A 14,423-nucleotide genomic window follows, 5' to 3' on the forward strand; every position below is an offset into this window, starting at 1 on the left:
CCTCGTTCCAGGAGTCGAATCAAGTGGCTGCCCCTCTTAGCGGAAACGGATCCGGCGCTGCCGTCGCACGGCGCACGTCGCCGATGTCGGCCTTCGCCGATCGCTGGATCCCGAAGCTCGTGCTCGCGCCGAGCCTCGCGATCGCCGTGGTGTTCATCTACGGCTTCATTCTGATTACCGGCTATCTGTCGCTGACCAACTCGCGGCTGTTGCCGAACTACGAATTCGACGGCTTCGGCCGCTATACGGACCTGTTCCAGAACGACGTGTGGTGGACCTCCGCCGCCAACCTCGGCTGGTTCGGGATTCCGTTCATCGCGATCTGCGTCGGGCTCGGGCTGTTCCTCGCGATCCTGCTCGACCAGCGGATCCGCAACGAAGGCGCGCTGCGCGCGATCTTCCTGTATCCGATGGCGCTGTCGTTCATCGTCACCGGCACCGCATGGCAGTGGATCCTGAACCCCGGCCTCGGCCTCGAGAAGGTGATGCACGACTGGGGCTGGACGAGCTTCTCGTTCGGCTGGCTCGACGATCCGGACAAGGCCATCTTCTGTATCGTGATCGCGGCCGTCTGGCAGTCGACCGGCTTCGTGATGGCGCTGTTCCTCGCGGGGCTGCGCGGCGTCGACGCGGAGATCTTCAAGGCCGCGCAGGTCGACGGCGCGACGCTGCCGACCATCTACCGCAAGATCGTGATCCCGAGCATGCGCCCGGTGTTCTTCTCGGTGCTGCTGATCCTCTGCCACATCACGATCAAGACCTTCGACCTGGTCGTCGCACTGACGGCGGGCGGCCCCGGCACGTCGTCGTCGCTGCCGGCCATGTTCATGTACACGTTTTCGTTCAACCGCGGCCAGCTCGGGCTCGGCGCGGCGTCGTCGGTGATGATGCTCGCGACCGTGGTCGCGGTGCTGGTGCCGCTGATGTATATGGAATCGAGGAGCACCCGCAATGCAGCCTAAGATGACGATCAGCCGGGCAGTGATCTATGCGGCGCTGATCCTGTTCGCGCTGTATTTCCTGTTCCCGATCTACGTGATGCTGTCGACCTCGTTCAAGGATCTCGACCAGCTGCGCACCGGCAACCTGCTGACGCCGCCGTCGCACTGGACCTTCGATCCGTGGGTGAAGGCGTGGAGCGGCGCGTGCACCGGCGTGCGCTGCGACGGCATGAAGCCGTTCTTCCTGAACTCGCTGCAGATGGTGATCCCGGCCGTGCTGATCTCGTCGCTGATCGGCGCGTTCAACGGCTACGTGCTCACGCACTGGCGCTTTCGCGGCGCCGACGCGCTGTTCACGATGATGCTGGTCGGCTGCTTCATTCCGTTCCAGGTGATCCTGCTGCCGATGGCGCGCCTGCAGGGGATGCTCGGCCTCGCGAACACGATTCCGGGCCTGGTGTTCGTGCACGTCGTGTACGGGATCGCGTTCACCACGATGTTCTTCCGCAACTTCTACGTGAGCGTGCCGGCCGAGCTCGTGAAGGCCGCGCGCATCGACGGCGCGGGCTTCTTCACGATCTTCACGAAGATCCTGATGCCCGTGTCGCTGCCGATCTTCATGGTCTGCCTGATCTGGCAGTTCACGCAGATCTGGAACGACTTCCTGTTCGGGATCGTGTTCTCCGGCGTCGACTCGATGCCGATCACGGTTGCGCTGAACAACCTCGTCAACACGTCGACGGGCGTGAAGGAATACAACGTCGACATGGCCGGCGCGATCATCGCCGCGCTGCCGACGCTGCTCGTCTACGTGGTCGCCGGCCGCTACTTCGTGCGCGGGCTGACGGCGGGCGCGGTGAAGGGGTAAGCGGCTCCATCCGATACGACGAACCGGCCGCGCCGCACGCGCGGCGCATCGAAACGAACCCGACGCGGCGCCCGTGTGCGCCGCGCGAGACGAGACAGAGGATTCACAGCATGGCAAGCCTTTCCATCCGTGACGTGTACAAGACCTACCCGAACGGGGTGCCGGTCCTGAAGGGTGTCGACATCGAGATCGAGGACGGACAGTTCCTGATCCTGGTCGGCGGGTCGGGCTGCGGGAAGTCGACGCTGCTCAACATGATCGCCGGCCTCGAGACGGTGACGAGCGGCGAGATCTGCATCGACGGCAAGGTCGTCAACGACCTGTCGCCGAAGGATCGCGACATCGCGATGGTGTTCCAGTCGTACGCGCTGTATCCGTCGATGACGGTGCGCGAGAACATCTCGTTCGGTCTGAACATCCGCAAGGTGCCGAAGAGCGAGCAGCAGCAGATCGTCGAGCGCGTGTCGGCGATGCTGCAGATCCAGCATCTGCTCGATCGCAAGCCGGGCCAGCTGTCCGGCGGCCAGCGGCAGCGCGTCGCGATGGGCCGCGCGCTCGCGCGCGATCCGTCGCTGTTCCTGTTCGACGAGCCGCTGTCGAACCTCGACGCGAAGCTGCGCATCGAAATGCGCGCCGAAATCAAGCTGCTGCACCAGCGTCTCGGCACGACGATCGTCTACGTGACGCACGACCAGATCGAGGCGATGACGCTCGGCGACCGCATCGCGGTGATGAAGGACGGCGTGGTCCAGCAATTCGGCGCGCCGCAGGACATCTACGATTCGCCGTCGAACCTGTTCGTCGCGGGCTTCATCGGCGCGCCGCCGATGAACTTCATCAACGGCAAGCTCGTCGAGCAGGGCAGCGGCGTCGCGCTCGAGATCGACACGGGCCTCGCGCGCAGCGCGCTGCATCTGCCGTTCGACGCGCAGCGGATGAACGGCCACGTCGGCCGCGAGGTGATCCTCGGGCTGCGTCCGGAGCGCATCACCGACGCGCGCAACGCCCATCACGGCGAGGCGTCGAAGCTGCAGCCGATCGACGTGCGCGTCGACGTGACCGAGCCGACGGGCCCGGACACGCACGTGTTCGCGCAGGTGAACGGCAAGCGGATCGTGAGCCGCGTGCATCCGGCCGCGAACCCGCAGCCGGGGCAGACGCAGTCGCTGCTGTTCGACGTGTCGAAGGCGGTGCTGTTCGATCCGGCGTCGGAAGAGCGGATCGCGTGACGCAGCGCGTGCGCTGATGCGCTGAATGAAACGGAACGGGGCCGTCGATGGACGGCCCCGTTCGTTTTCGGGCGCCGGCGCGGCACGGCATAGGGTGGGGCGCGACGATGTCAGTGCGGCAGCCGCACGTCGAATTTGAACGTCGCCAGCCGCGCGACGAGAATGAAGCCGGTCGCGAGCAGCACGCTGTACACCGAGTCGTACTGCAGCCATGCGAGCAGCAGATAGAACCAGCAGCCGGCGAACGCGCAGGTCGCATAGGGGCGCGAATCGCGCAGGATCAGCGGGATGTCGTTGCACAGCACGTCGCGCACGATGCCGCCGACCACGCCGGTGATCACGCCCATCATCACCGCGATGAAGCGCGGCATCTCGGCGTCGAGCGCGATCGCGGTGCCGGAGATGCTGAAGATGCCGAGCCCGATCGCGTCGGCGACGAGCAGCAGGCGCTCGGCCGACAGCCGCGACAGCATCCGCAGCACGAACGGCGCGAACAGCGCGAGCACGAAGATCGCGATCACGTAGTCGTCGTGCACGACCCAGTAGAACGGCCGGCGTTCGAGCAGGATGTCGCGCAGCGTGCCGCCGCCGAACGCGGTGGCGAGCGCGACGACGAACGTGCCGACCGAGTCGAGGCGGTTCTTGCGCGCCTCGATGAAGCCGGAGATCGCAAACGCCAGCGTCGCGATCGCCTCGAGGATCGAGATCGCGAGCGTGAGCCTAGGATGCGGCACGCGGCCCCCGATCGGCCGGCGACGCGGGCGGCTGCAGCAGCACGAGCACCGCGCCGGCGCCGCCGTCGTGGCCGCGCGCCTCGCAGAACGCGATCACTTCTTCCTTCTGCACGAGCCACGCGCGCACCTTGCCCTTCAGCACCGGCTCCTTGCCGATCGAGCCGAGCCCCTTGCCGTGGATCACGCGCAGGCAGCGCAAGCCCTTCTTGCCGGCTTCGCGGATGAATTCCGCGAGCGCGTCGCGCGCCTCGTCGCGCCGCATCCCGTGCAGGTCGAGCTGCGCCTGCACGATCCATGCGCCGCTGCGCAGCTTGCGCACCACGTCACGGCTGATGCCGGGGCGGTGGTAGTACAGCGATTCGTCGCTGTCGAGCAGCGTTTCGGGATCGAATTCGTCCGACAGCGTCGCGTTCAGCACCGCTTCCTCGTCGCGCTGCGTCTGCTTCGGCACCGGGTCGGGCGGCGTGCGGCCGGCGCTCGCGCGCGGCGGCGCGTTCAGCGGCCGGATCGCGCCGATTTCATTGCGGAACAGGTTTGCGTCGGCCTCCGCCTGGCGCGTGGCCTTCGCGGCTTCGACGCGCGTGCGTTCGCGCCGTTCGGCTTCGCCTTGCAGCGACTTGCGCAAGGCGCCGAGGCCGGCGAGGCCCTGGCCGCGCAAGGCGGCGGCGTCGAGCGCGGGCGGCGGCGCGGCGGGCGCGGGGGTCACGGGGCGGGCGGCGATCTGCCGCTTCGCGGGATCGCTCGGGTGGGGCTGGTTCTTCGCCATGATTCGATAACGGGGCAGGCGCGTTCGGGCGCGCGGGCACAAAAAAACCGCTGCGCGACGGCAGCGGTTGTTCGGTCGAGCCCGCTCGGCGGCAGCGAACGCCATTGTAGCGCCGTGCCGCCGCGGGGCCCGCGGCTCGTTTCTCGCGCTTACTTCTTGTCGTGCAGGGTTTCGAGGTAGCGCTGTGCGTCGAGCGCGGCCATGCAGCCGGTGCCGGCGCTGGTGATCGCCTGACGGTAGACGTTGTCCTGCACGTCGCCCGCGGCGAACACGCCCGGCACGCTGGTCGACGTCGCGTTGCCCTGCAGGCCGCTCTTCGTCAGGATGTAGCCGTCCTTCATCTCGAGCTGGCCCTGGAACAGGTCGGTGTTCGGCTTGTGACCGATCGCGACGAATACGCCCTGCACGGTCAGGTCCTGCGTCGCGCCGGTCTTCACGTTCTTGATGCGCAGGCCCGTGACGCCCGACTCCTCGCCGGTCACCTCGTCGAGCACGTGATCCCACTTGATGTCGACGACGCCTTCCTTTTCCTTCTCCAGCAGCCGGTCGATCAGGATCGGCTCCGCGCGGAACTTGTCGCGTCGGTGGATCACCGTGACCTTCTTCGCGATGCCCGTCAGGTACAGCGCTTCTTCGACGGCCGTGTTGCCGCCGCCGATCACCGCGACCTCCTGGTTGCGATAGAAGAAGCCGTCGCAGGTCGCGCAGGCCGACACGCCCTTGCCCATGAACGCTTCCTCGGACGGCAGGCCGAGATACTGCGCCGATGCGCCGGTCGCGATGATCAGCGCGTCGCATGTGTATTCGCCCGCGTCGCCGACCAGCCGGATCGGCTTCTCGTGCAGCTTCGCGGTGTGGATGTGATCGAACACGATCTCGGTGTTGAAGCGCTCGGCGTGCTCCTGGAAGCGCGCCATCAGTTCCGGACCTTGCACGCCCTTCGCGTCCGCCGGCCAGTTTTCGACGTCGGTCGTCGTCATCAGCTGGCCGCCCTGCGCGATGCCGGTGATCAGCACCGGAGACAGGTTGGCGCGTGCCGCGTAGACGGCAGCCGTGTAGCCGGCAGGGCCGGAACCGAGAATCAGGACTTTGGCGTGTTTGGGCGTGGACATGTGCGAATCCGTAAAAGGCGGCCGCGGCGTGCGGGACAAGGCTCGCCGGACGGTCTGGGTTGACCGGTATGCCGTCATAGATGGGTATCAGACGCGCATTATAAAGGCCCCGTTGCGGCACTGCCGAACGAGAGTTTCAATCGCGGCGATAGCGTGTGGCGGCGGCACGTACCGGGCCAAGCACGCGGCGGCCGGCAGGAGCGGGGGAGCGCGGCGCAGGCGGCTGCCCGGCCGCCTGTCGCGGCGCGTTGCCGCATGCAAAAGTCCCATGCATCGAATGCGATGCACGCGTAGCGTTCGGCGTGCGCGCAGGCGGCGCCTCAGTGCGCGGTGGTCTTCGCGCGATGTAACCGTCATTTACACTTGGCGGCGCAGTGCAGCGTTTACAATAAGCGGGAACGAACGACAGGCGGGCGCGCGGCCCGCCATCTTTATACGGATTCATGGCAAAAGCTCCTTATTCCGCCCAGGCACAGGCGTTGCCGCACCGGATGTCGAAGCTCCTCACGGAGATCCGCTGGATTCTCCAGGTCGCGCTCTGCGCTTTTCTGGTGATGGCCCTGCTGAGCTACAGCCGGCGCGATCCGAGCTGGACGCATGCCGCGCAGGTCGATCACATCTCGAACTGGGCCGGGCGCGTCGGCGCGTGGACGGCCGACATCATCCTGCTGCTGTTCGGCCTGTCGGCCTACTGGCTGATCGTGCCGCTCGGGCGGCGCATCGCGGTCAACTACCGGCGCATCACGCGTCACGAGGCCGTCGTCGACGAGCCCGAGCGGCCGATCGGCTGGCTCACCGAGATCTTCGCGTTCGTGCTCGTCGTGCTCGCGTGCGACGGCATCGAGGCGTTGCGGATGTGGTCGCTGAAGGTGCAGTTGCCGCGCGCGCCGGGCGGCGTGATCGGCGAGGCGGTGGCCGGCGCGATGTCGCATGCGTTCGGCTTCACCGGCGGCACGCTGCTGCTGCTGGTCCTGCTGGCGATCGGGCTGTCGCTGTATTTTCGCTTCTCGTGGCTGTCGGTCGCCGAGCGCGTCGGCGGGGCGATCCTGTCCGCCGTCAACGTCGCGAAGCTGCGCCGCGAGGCCGAGCGCGACCGCCGGCTCGGCGAGGCCGCGGCCGTGCGCCGCGAAGGCAAGGTCGAGGAGGAGCGCGTGCGGATCGAGGATCACGAGCCCGTGACGATCGTGCCGCCGGTCGTCACGCCGGCGAAGTCCGAGCGCGTCGAGCGCGAGCGCCAGGTGCCGCTGTTCACCGACCTGCCCGGCGATTCGACGCTGCCGCCGGTGTCGCTGCTCGATCCCGCGCCGAGGGCGCAGGAAGCCATTTCCGCCGACACGCTCGAATTCACGTCGCGCCTGATCGAGAAGAAGCTGAAGGACTTCGGCGTCGAGGCGAGCGTCGTCGCCGCCTATCCGGGCCCGGTCGTCACGCGCTACGAGATCGAGCCGGCCACCGGCGTGAAGGGCAGCCAGATCGTGAACCTCGCGAAGGACCTCGCGCGCTCGCTGTCGCTCGTGTCGATCCGCGTGGTCGAGACGATCCCCGGCAAGAACTACATGGCGCTCGAGCTGCCGAACCAGCGCCGTCAGACGGTCCATCTGTCGGAGATCATCGGCTCCGAGGTCTATGCGGCCGCGTCGTCGGCGCTGACGCTGAGCCTCGGCAAGGACATCGGCGGCAAGCCGGTGTGCGCCGATCTCGCGAAGATGCCGCACCTGCTGGTCGCCGGCACGACGGGCTCCGGCAAGTCGGTGGGGATCAACGCGATGATCCTGTCGCTGCTGTACAAGGCGACGGCCGAGCAGGTGCGCCTGATCCTGATCGATCCGAAGATGCTCGAAATGAGCGTCTACGAAGGCATTCCGCATCTGCTGTGTCCGGTCGTGACCGACATGCGCCAGGCCGGCCACGCGCTGAACTGGACGGTCGCGGAGATGGAGCGCCGCTACAAGCTGATGAGCAAGCTCGGCGTGCGCAACCTGGCCGGCTACAACAACAAGATCGACGAGGCGGCCAAGCGCGAGGAGAAGATTCCGAACCCGTTCAGCCTGACGCCGGACGAACCGGAACCGCTCGGCCGGCTGCCGAACATCGTCGTCGTGATCGACGAGTTGGCCGACCTGATGATGGTCGTCGGCAAGAAGGTCGAGGAGCTGATCGCGCGGATCGCGCAGAAGGCACGCGCGGCCGGCATTCATCTGATCCTCGCGACGCAGCGTCCGTCGGTCGACGTGATCACCGGGCTGATCAAGGCGAACGTACCGACGCGCATCGCGTTCCAGGTGTCGTCGAAGATCGACTCGCGCACGATTCTCGACCAGATGGGCGCCGAATCGCTGCTCGGGATGGGCGACATGCTGTACCTGCCGCCCGGCAGCGGGCTGCCGGTGCGCGTGCACGGTGCGTTCGTCGCCGATGACGAGGTGCATCGCGTCGTCGAGAAGCTCAAGGAGCACGGCGAGCCGAACTACGTCGAAGGTCTGCTCGAAGGCGGCACCGTCGACGGCGACGAAGGTTCGGCCGGCGCGGGAACCGGCGAAGGCGGCGGCGAGTCTGATCCGCTGTACGACCAGGCGGTCGAGATCGTCATCAAGAACCGCCGCGCGTCGATCTCGCTCGTGCAGCGTCATCTGCGGATCGGCTATAACCGCGCGGCGCGGCTGCTCGAACAAATGGAACAGTCGGGGCTCGTGTCGGCGATGTCGTCGAGCGGCAACCGCGAAATTCTTGTGCCGGCGCGCGACGCGGAATGAGTCCGCGGCGCCCGAGGCGCCGGCCACCCACGGAGAAAACCGGATCATGCAGCAACATTCGTTCGTTCCTTCCCTTCGTTCGACGCGGCGCTGGCTCGGCGCGGCGCTCGCCGGCGCATCGCTGATGCTCGCGGCGACGCACGCGTTCGCGGGCGGCACCGAACAACTGAAGGCCTTCGTGTCGCAGGTGCGCTCGGCGCGGGGCGATTTCACGCAGCAGATCGTCAAGGCGCCGGCCAAGGGCGCGAGCGCCGCACAGGTCGCGCCGAAGCCGAACGACAACTCGAGCGGCACGTTCGTGTTCGCGCGCCCCGGCAAATTCATCTGGACTTATCAGAAGCCGTATCAGCAGGTGCTGCAGGCCGACGGCGACAAGCTTTACGTGTACGACCGCGACCTGAACCAGGTGACCGAGCGCAAGCTGAACGGCGCACTGGGCGCGAGCCCGGCCGCGATCCTGTTCGGCAGCAACGATCTCGACAAGAACTACACGCTGCGCGACGCGGGCGAGAAGGGCGGCATCGACTGGCTCGAGATGCTGCCGAAGGCGCAGGACACGCAGTTCCAGCGGATCGGCATCGGCTTTCGCAACGGCACGCTCGCCGCGATGGAGCTGCACGACGTGTTCGGCAACGTGACGCTGCTCACGTTCACCAACATCCAGACGAACCCGCCGCTGAAGAGCGATACGTTCAAGTTCGTCGTGCCGAAGGGCGCGGACGTGATCAACGGCTGACCGGCATCGCGCCGTTTCGCTGCACGGGCCTGCCGGCGACGGCGGGCCCGTGCTGTTTTGGCGCGCCGCGCTTGCGGCGGCGCGCACCGCCGCCGGGTCGTGCGGCTGTCATAATGGCGGGTCCGGCGGCCGTCGCGGCCGCCACCGTTTGATCTGGAGCGAGGGTTCATGTCCGACCTGTTTCAAGTCGAGCCGCGCCGGCCGCTCGCCGAGGCGCTGCGGCCGAAGACGCTCGCCGAAGTGATCGGCCAGACGCATCTCTTGGGCGAAGGCAAGCCGCTGCGGCTCGCCTTCGAATCCGGCAAGCCGCATTCGATGATCCTGTGGGGGCCGCCGGGCGTCGGCAAGACGACGCTCGCGCGCCTCACCGCGCTCGCGTTCGACTGCGAGTTCATCGCGCTGTCCGCGGTGCTCGGCGGCGTGAAGGATATCCGCGAGGCGATGGAGCAGGCGAAGGACACGCTGAATCGCACCGGCCGCCACACGATCCTGTTCGTCGATGAAATCCACCGCTTCAACAAGGGGCAGCAGGATGCATTGCTGCCGTTCGTCGAGTCGGGGCTCGTGACCTTCATCGGCGCGACCACCGAGAATCCGAGCTTCGAGGTCAACTCGGCGCTGCTGTCGCGCGCTCAGGTGTACGTGCTGAAGTCGCTCGACGACGACGAGATGCGTCAGCTGCTCGAGCGCGCGCAGCAAATTGCGCTCGACGGCCTCGCGTTCGACGACAAGGCGGTCGATACGCTGATCGGCTATGCGGACGGCGACGCGCGGCGCTTCCTGAACCTGCTCGAGCAGGCGCAGACGGCCGCGTCGTCCGCGCGCGTGACGACGATCGACGCCGATTTCGTCAGCAGCGCGATGACGCTGAACGCGCGCCGCTTCGACAAGGGCGGCGACAATTTCTACGACCAGATCTCGGCGTTGCACAAGTCGGTGCGCGGTTCGAGCCCGGACGGTGCGCTGTACTGGTTCTGCCGGATGATCGACGGCGGCGCCGATCCCAAATATCTCGCGCGGCGCATCGTGCGGATGGCATGGGAAGACATCGGCCTGGCCGACCCGCGCGCGCTGCAGATCGTGAACGATGCGGCCGAAACCTACGAACGGCTCGGCTCGCCGGAAGGCGAACTGGCGCTCGGGCAGGCGGTGATCTATCTCGCGTGCGCGGCGAAGAGCAATGCGGGCTACAACGCGTTCAACCAGGCGATGGCGTTCGTCAAGCAGGACAAGTCGCGCGAGGTGCCCGTGCACTTGCGCAATGCGCCGACCAAGCTGATGAAGGAGCTCGGCTACGGCCATGCGTATCGCTACGCGCACGACGAGCCGAACGCGTATGCGGCCGGCGAGACCTATCTGCCGGACGGCATGCGCGAACCGCACTGGTACAAGCCGGTGCCGCGCGGGCTCGAATCGAAGATCGCCGAGAAGCTCGCATGGCTGCGCGAGCTCGATCGCGACGCCGGCAAGAAGGATTGAGCGGCCGGCCGCGACGGGCCTCGGCACATCAGCGCCTGCGGCCCGGCTGCTTGTTCCAGTATTCGAACGGCTCCGCGTGGCATTCGATGTCGAGTTCGGCGACGCGTGCGTGCAGCCGCTCCTGCGCGTCCGCGATCGCGAGGTTGTAGATCGCCGGCGCGATCTCCTCGACGAAGAAGTGCAGCAGCGCACCGGCCTGGATGTTGCCGATCGGCTCGTCCATGTTTTCGGTGAAATAGCGTTGCAGCGATGCGATCGCGCGCTCGCGTACGTCCTTGTCCAGCTCGATGGCCATCGGGTTGCTCCGTTGAGGGTGGTGCGGGTGCACGCGTTGCCGGCGACGTCGCGTGCGGCCGGCGCGGCACAGACGCGGGTGCGCCGCCGGATCCGATACTGCCACGCGGCCGGCTATTTGCGGCACTGTCCGTCTGGCCGATGCCGTGGCGCCGCCGCGGTGCGTTAGAATTCGCGTCTTACACAACGATTTTCCAAGTCCTCCCATGCTCGACATCCAGTTGCTGCGCAAAGACCTCGACGGCGTCGCGAAGCGCCTCGCCGATCGCGGCTACACCCTCGACGTCGCCGCGTTCTCCGCCCTCGAAGCGGAACGCCGTGCGATCCAGACCCGTACCGAAGAGCTCCAGGCGCGCCGCAACAGCCTGTCGAAGCAGATCGGCGCGATGAAGGGGAAGGGCGAGGACACGTCGGCCGTGATGGCCGAAGTCGGCGGCATCGGCGACGAGATGAAGGCGTCGGAGGTGAAGCTCGGCGAGATCCAGTCGCGCCTGTCCGACCTGATGCTGGGCATGCCGAACATCGCGCACGAAAGCGTGCCGGTCGGCAAGGATGAGGCCGACAACGTCGAGCTGCGTCGCTGGGGCACGCCGCGCCAGTTCGATTTCGACGTGAAGGATCACGTCGACGTCGGCACGCCGCTCGGCCTCGATTTCGAAACCGGCGCGAAGCTCGCCGGCGCGCGCTTCACGATGCTGCGCGGGCCGATCGCGCGCCTGCACCGCGCGCTCGCGCAGTTCATGCTCGACACGCACACGCAGCAGCACGGCTACAGCGAGACGTACACGCCGTACATCGTGAATCCCGAGATCCTGTACGGCACCGGCCAGTTGCCGAAATTCGCGGACGACATGTTCCGCGTCGAGAAGGGCGGCGCCGAAAACACGATCACGCAGTACCTGATCTCCACGTCCGAGATCTCGCTGACGAACACCGTGCGCGAGTCGATCGTTGATGCGTCGGCGTTGCCGATCAAGCTGACCGCGCATTCGCCGTGCTTCCGCTCGGAAGCCGGCTCGTATGGCCGCGACACGCGCGGCATGATTCGCCAGCACCAGTTCGACAAGGTCGAGATGGTGCAGGTCGTCGCGCCCGACACGTCGTACGCTGCGCTCGACGAGATGGTCGGCCATGCGGAAGCGATCCTGCAGAAGCTCGGCCTGCCGTACCGCGTGATCACGCTGTGCACGGGCGACATGGGCTTCTCGGCGGCGAAGACGTTCGACCTCGAGGTGTGGCTGCCCGCGCAGAACACCTATCGCGAGATCTCGAGCTGCTCGAACACCGAGGCGTTCCAGGCGCGCCGGATGCAGGCGCGGTTCCGCAACGCGCAGGGCAAGCCGGAACTCGTGCATACGCTGAACGGTTCGGGTCTGGCGGTCGGTCGCACGCTCGTCGCGGTGCTGGAGAACTACCAGAACGCGGACGGCTCGGTCACGGTGCCGGAAGTGCTGCGTCCGTACATGGGTGGCATGGAGCGGATCGACGCACCGGTGCAGGCGTCGTAACGCGGGTCTTGCGAAGCCCTCGTAAAAAATTTTCAGAAAGGGCTTGTCAGCCGCGAAGCGATCGTCTTATAATCTTTTTCTCGCGGAAACGACCAACCGCGAAATGCAGCAAGGAAGGAGAGGTGGCAGAGTGGTCGAATGTACCTGACTCGAAATCAGGCGTACGGTTTCCCCGTACCGTGGGTTCGAATCCCACCCTCTCCGCCAAAATACGAAGCCCCGTGATTCGAAAGGATCACGGGGTTTTTCGTTTTGTCCGTGCGATCGCGAACGGAAGCGGTGTCGATGCCTTCGATGCCCCGCATGCGCGCCGGCAGGCATTCCGCTCCGCAACGTCGCCAGCACCGCCCATCCCCGCGGCTTCGCCGCTTCAGCCCCGGCCCCTTACGCCGTTAACAGAAGTCAGCAACGCGCGTTTTCCGCGTCGTCGCCGTCTTCCGATTCAAGGCCCCATGAAGCTCAGTTACAAGATTCCTCTCGCATTCGCCGTTGCGCTGCTGCTGATGTTCGGCGGCGCGCTGTACGGCATCCGCATTCTCAATCGCTCGATCGACACGTTCGCCAACGACGTCCAGACGCAGGTCGCCAACGAGCGGCTCGTGTCGGCGACGCTCATTGAATTCAAGCTGCAGGTCCAGGAATGGAAGGACACGCTGCTGCGCGGCAAGCAGCCGGAGATGCTCGACAAATACTGGCACGCGTTCGAGACGCGCGAGCGCACCGTCGATACGCTCGCCGCGCAGCTCGTCAAGCAGCTGCCGCCCGGCGACAGCAGAGCGCTCGTCGAGCAGTTCACGCGCGCGCATGCGGCGATGGGCGACGGTTATCGCCGCGGCTTCGACGCATTCAAGGCCGCGGGCTTCGAGCCTTCCGCCGGCGACGCGGCGGTCGCCGGCGTCGACCGGACGCCCGCCGCGTTGCTCGAACGCGCGGCGAAGGTGATCGCCGAGCAGAGCGCGGCGGTGTCCGCGCAGGCGAGCCGCGATGCGAGCTACGCGAGCGTGACGAGCGTCGTGCTGATGCTGATCGTGCTCGGCATCGCGATGATCGGCGCCTTCCTGTTCAGTCGCGCGATCTTGCGGCCGCTCGATCGCGCGGTCGCCTGTGCGCAGGCGGTGGCCGGCGGCGACCTCACGCGTACGGTCGACGCGGCCGGCCGCGACGAGATCGCCGATCTGCTGCGCGCGTTGCAGACGATGCAGGCGAGCCTGTCGGAGGTCGTGCACGAAGTGCGCACGCACGCCGAAGCGGTCGCGACCGCGAGCGCGGAGATCGCCTCGGGCAATCACGACCTGTCGTCGCGTACCGAGTCGCAGGCCGCGTCGCTCGAGGAAACCGCGGCCAGCATGACCGAGCTGACCGGCATCGTCGGTAAATCGGCTGAGCACGCGCAGTATGCGGCGCAACTGGCGCGCGACGCGTCCGAGGTCGCGTCGGCGGGCGGCGGGGTGATGACCGACGCCGTCCAGACGATGGACGGCATCGCCGCGAGTTCGGCGAAGGTCGGCGAGATCATCGCCGTGATCGACGGCATCGCGTTCCAGACCAACATCCTCGCGCTGAATGCGGCCGTCGAGGCGGCGCGGGCCGGCGAGCAGGGGCGCGGGTTCGCGGTCGTCGCGTCGGAGGTGCGCTCGCTCGCGCAGCGCAGCGCGTCCGCCGCGAAGGAGATCAAGGGGCTCATCGAGCAATCGACGCAGCGCGTCGATCAGGGCGCGGTGCTGATCGGCCGCGCGGGCGACTCGATCCGCGAGATCGTCGGCGCGGTCGAGCGCGTGACCACGATCGTCGGCGAGATCTCGTCGGCATCGCAGGAGCAGAGCGCCGGCATCCAGCAGGTGAACGTCGCCGTCGCGCAGATGGACGAAGCGACGCAGCGCAACGCGGCGCTGGTCGAGCAGGCCTCGGCCGCGACCCAGGCGCTCGCCGAGCAGGCGAACGCGCTGCGGCGCGCGGTAGCCGTATTCAGGCTGCCGCAGGCCGCTTGAGCGGCGCGGCCGCGA

Annotated in this window: 12 protein-coding genes and 1 tRNA gene; 9 read left to right on the forward strand and 4 right to left on the reverse strand. The window is 67.1% G+C overall.

Annotated elements, in window-relative coordinates:
* The first annotated feature begins 23 nt into the window (after positions 1 to 23).
* From MYA_RS04145 to MYA_RS04155, 3 genes are all read left to right on the forward strand, one after another.
* Positions 24 to 962 (forward strand): carbohydrate ABC transporter permease, encoded by a 939-nt coding sequence (locus MYA_RS04145; RefSeq protein ID WP_011883674.1) that lies wholly within the window; start codon positions 24 to 26, stop codon positions 960 to 962.
* On the forward strand, positions 952 to 1,809 hold the full coding sequence (locus tag MYA_RS04150; RefSeq protein WP_011883676.1) for a carbohydrate ABC transporter permease: 858 nt from the start codon (positions 952 to 954) through the stop codon (positions 1,807 to 1,809). Before MYA_RS04145 ends, MYA_RS04150 begins: the two co-directional genes overlap by 11 nt.
* Positions 1,810 to 1,919: 110 nt before the next feature.
* Entirely contained in the window at positions 1,920 to 3,038 is a 1,119-nt protein-coding gene (locus tag MYA_RS04155; protein WP_011883678.1) for an ABC transporter ATP-binding protein, read from the forward strand.
* 110 nt (positions 3,039 to 3,148) lie between these two features.
* Here the strand turns inward: MYA_RS04155 and MYA_RS04160 are convergent, their stop codons facing one another.
* From MYA_RS04160 to trxB, 3 genes are all read right to left on the reverse strand, one after another.
* Entirely contained in the window at positions 3,149 to 3,772 is a 624-nt protein-coding gene (locus MYA_RS04160; protein WP_011883680.1) for a trimeric intracellular cation channel family protein, read from the reverse strand.
* Positions 3,759 to 4,538, reverse strand: a complete 780-nt coding sequence (locus tag MYA_RS04165) for a Smr/MutS family protein (protein ID WP_014722631.1) — start codon at positions 4,536 to 4,538, stop codon at positions 3,759 to 3,761. The genes MYA_RS04160 and MYA_RS04165 overlap by 14 nt, the downstream gene beginning before the upstream one ends.
* A gap of 149 nt (positions 4,539 to 4,687) precedes the next feature.
* Positions 4,688 to 5,650 carry a thioredoxin-disulfide reductase gene (gene trxB / locus MYA_RS04170; protein ID WP_014722632.1) on the reverse strand — a complete coding sequence of 321 codons (963 nt, stop codon included), beginning with the start codon at positions 5,648 to 5,650 and terminating at the stop codon, positions 4,688 to 4,690.
* A gap of 443 nt (positions 5,651 to 6,093) precedes the next feature.
* On the opposite strand from trxB, the gene MYA_RS04175 reads away from it, so the two are divergent.
* From MYA_RS04175 to MYA_RS04185, 3 genes are all read left to right on the forward strand, one after another.
* Entirely contained in the window at positions 6,094 to 8,403 is a 2,310-nt protein-coding gene (locus MYA_RS04175) for a DNA translocase FtsK (RefSeq protein WP_011883685.1), read from the forward strand.
* 46 nt (positions 8,404 to 8,449) lie between these two features.
* Positions 8,450 to 9,139, forward strand: coding sequence for an outer membrane lipoprotein chaperone LolA (gene lolA / locus MYA_RS04180; RefSeq protein WP_011883687.1), 690 nt, complete (start codon positions 8,450 to 8,452; stop codon positions 9,137 to 9,139).
* A gap of 168 nt (positions 9,140 to 9,307) precedes the next feature.
* Positions 9,308 to 10,618, forward strand: a complete 1,311-nt coding sequence (locus tag MYA_RS04185) for a replication-associated recombination protein A (RefSeq protein WP_014722635.1) — start codon at positions 9,308 to 9,310, stop codon at positions 10,616 to 10,618.
* 28 nt (positions 10,619 to 10,646) lie between these two features.
* Here the strand turns inward: MYA_RS04185 and MYA_RS04190 are convergent, their stop codons facing one another.
* The gene (locus MYA_RS04190) at positions 10,647 to 10,913 is read right to left on the reverse strand and encodes a DUF2164 domain-containing protein (protein ID WP_011883691.1); all 267 of its coding nucleotides are present in this window, start codon (positions 10,911 to 10,913) and stop codon (positions 10,647 to 10,649) included.
* Positions 10,914 to 11,118: 205 nt separating this feature from the next.
* On the opposite strand from MYA_RS04190, the gene serS reads away from it, so the two are divergent.
* From serS to MYA_RS04205, 3 genes are all read left to right on the forward strand, one after another.
* Complete coding sequence (serS, locus tag MYA_RS04195) at positions 11,119 to 12,420, forward strand: serine--tRNA ligase (protein ID WP_014722636.1); 1,302 nt, start codon at positions 11,119 to 11,121, stop codon at positions 12,418 to 12,420.
* A 116-nt stretch (positions 12,421 to 12,536) separates the two neighbouring features.
* A tRNA-Ser gene (locus MYA_RS04200) sits at positions 12,537 to 12,627 on the forward strand.
* 245 nt (positions 12,628 to 12,872) lie between these two features.
* Positions 12,873 to 14,408 (forward strand): methyl-accepting chemotaxis protein, encoded by a 1,536-nt coding sequence (locus MYA_RS04205; RefSeq protein WP_014722637.1) that lies wholly within the window; start codon positions 12,873 to 12,875, stop codon positions 14,406 to 14,408.
* Positions 14,409 to 14,423 lie beyond the last annotated feature (15 nt).

Source organism: Burkholderia sp. KJ006, assembly GCF_000262695.1.
Lineage (GTDB): Bacteria > Pseudomonadota > Gammaproteobacteria > Burkholderiales > Burkholderiaceae > Burkholderia > Burkholderia vietnamiensis.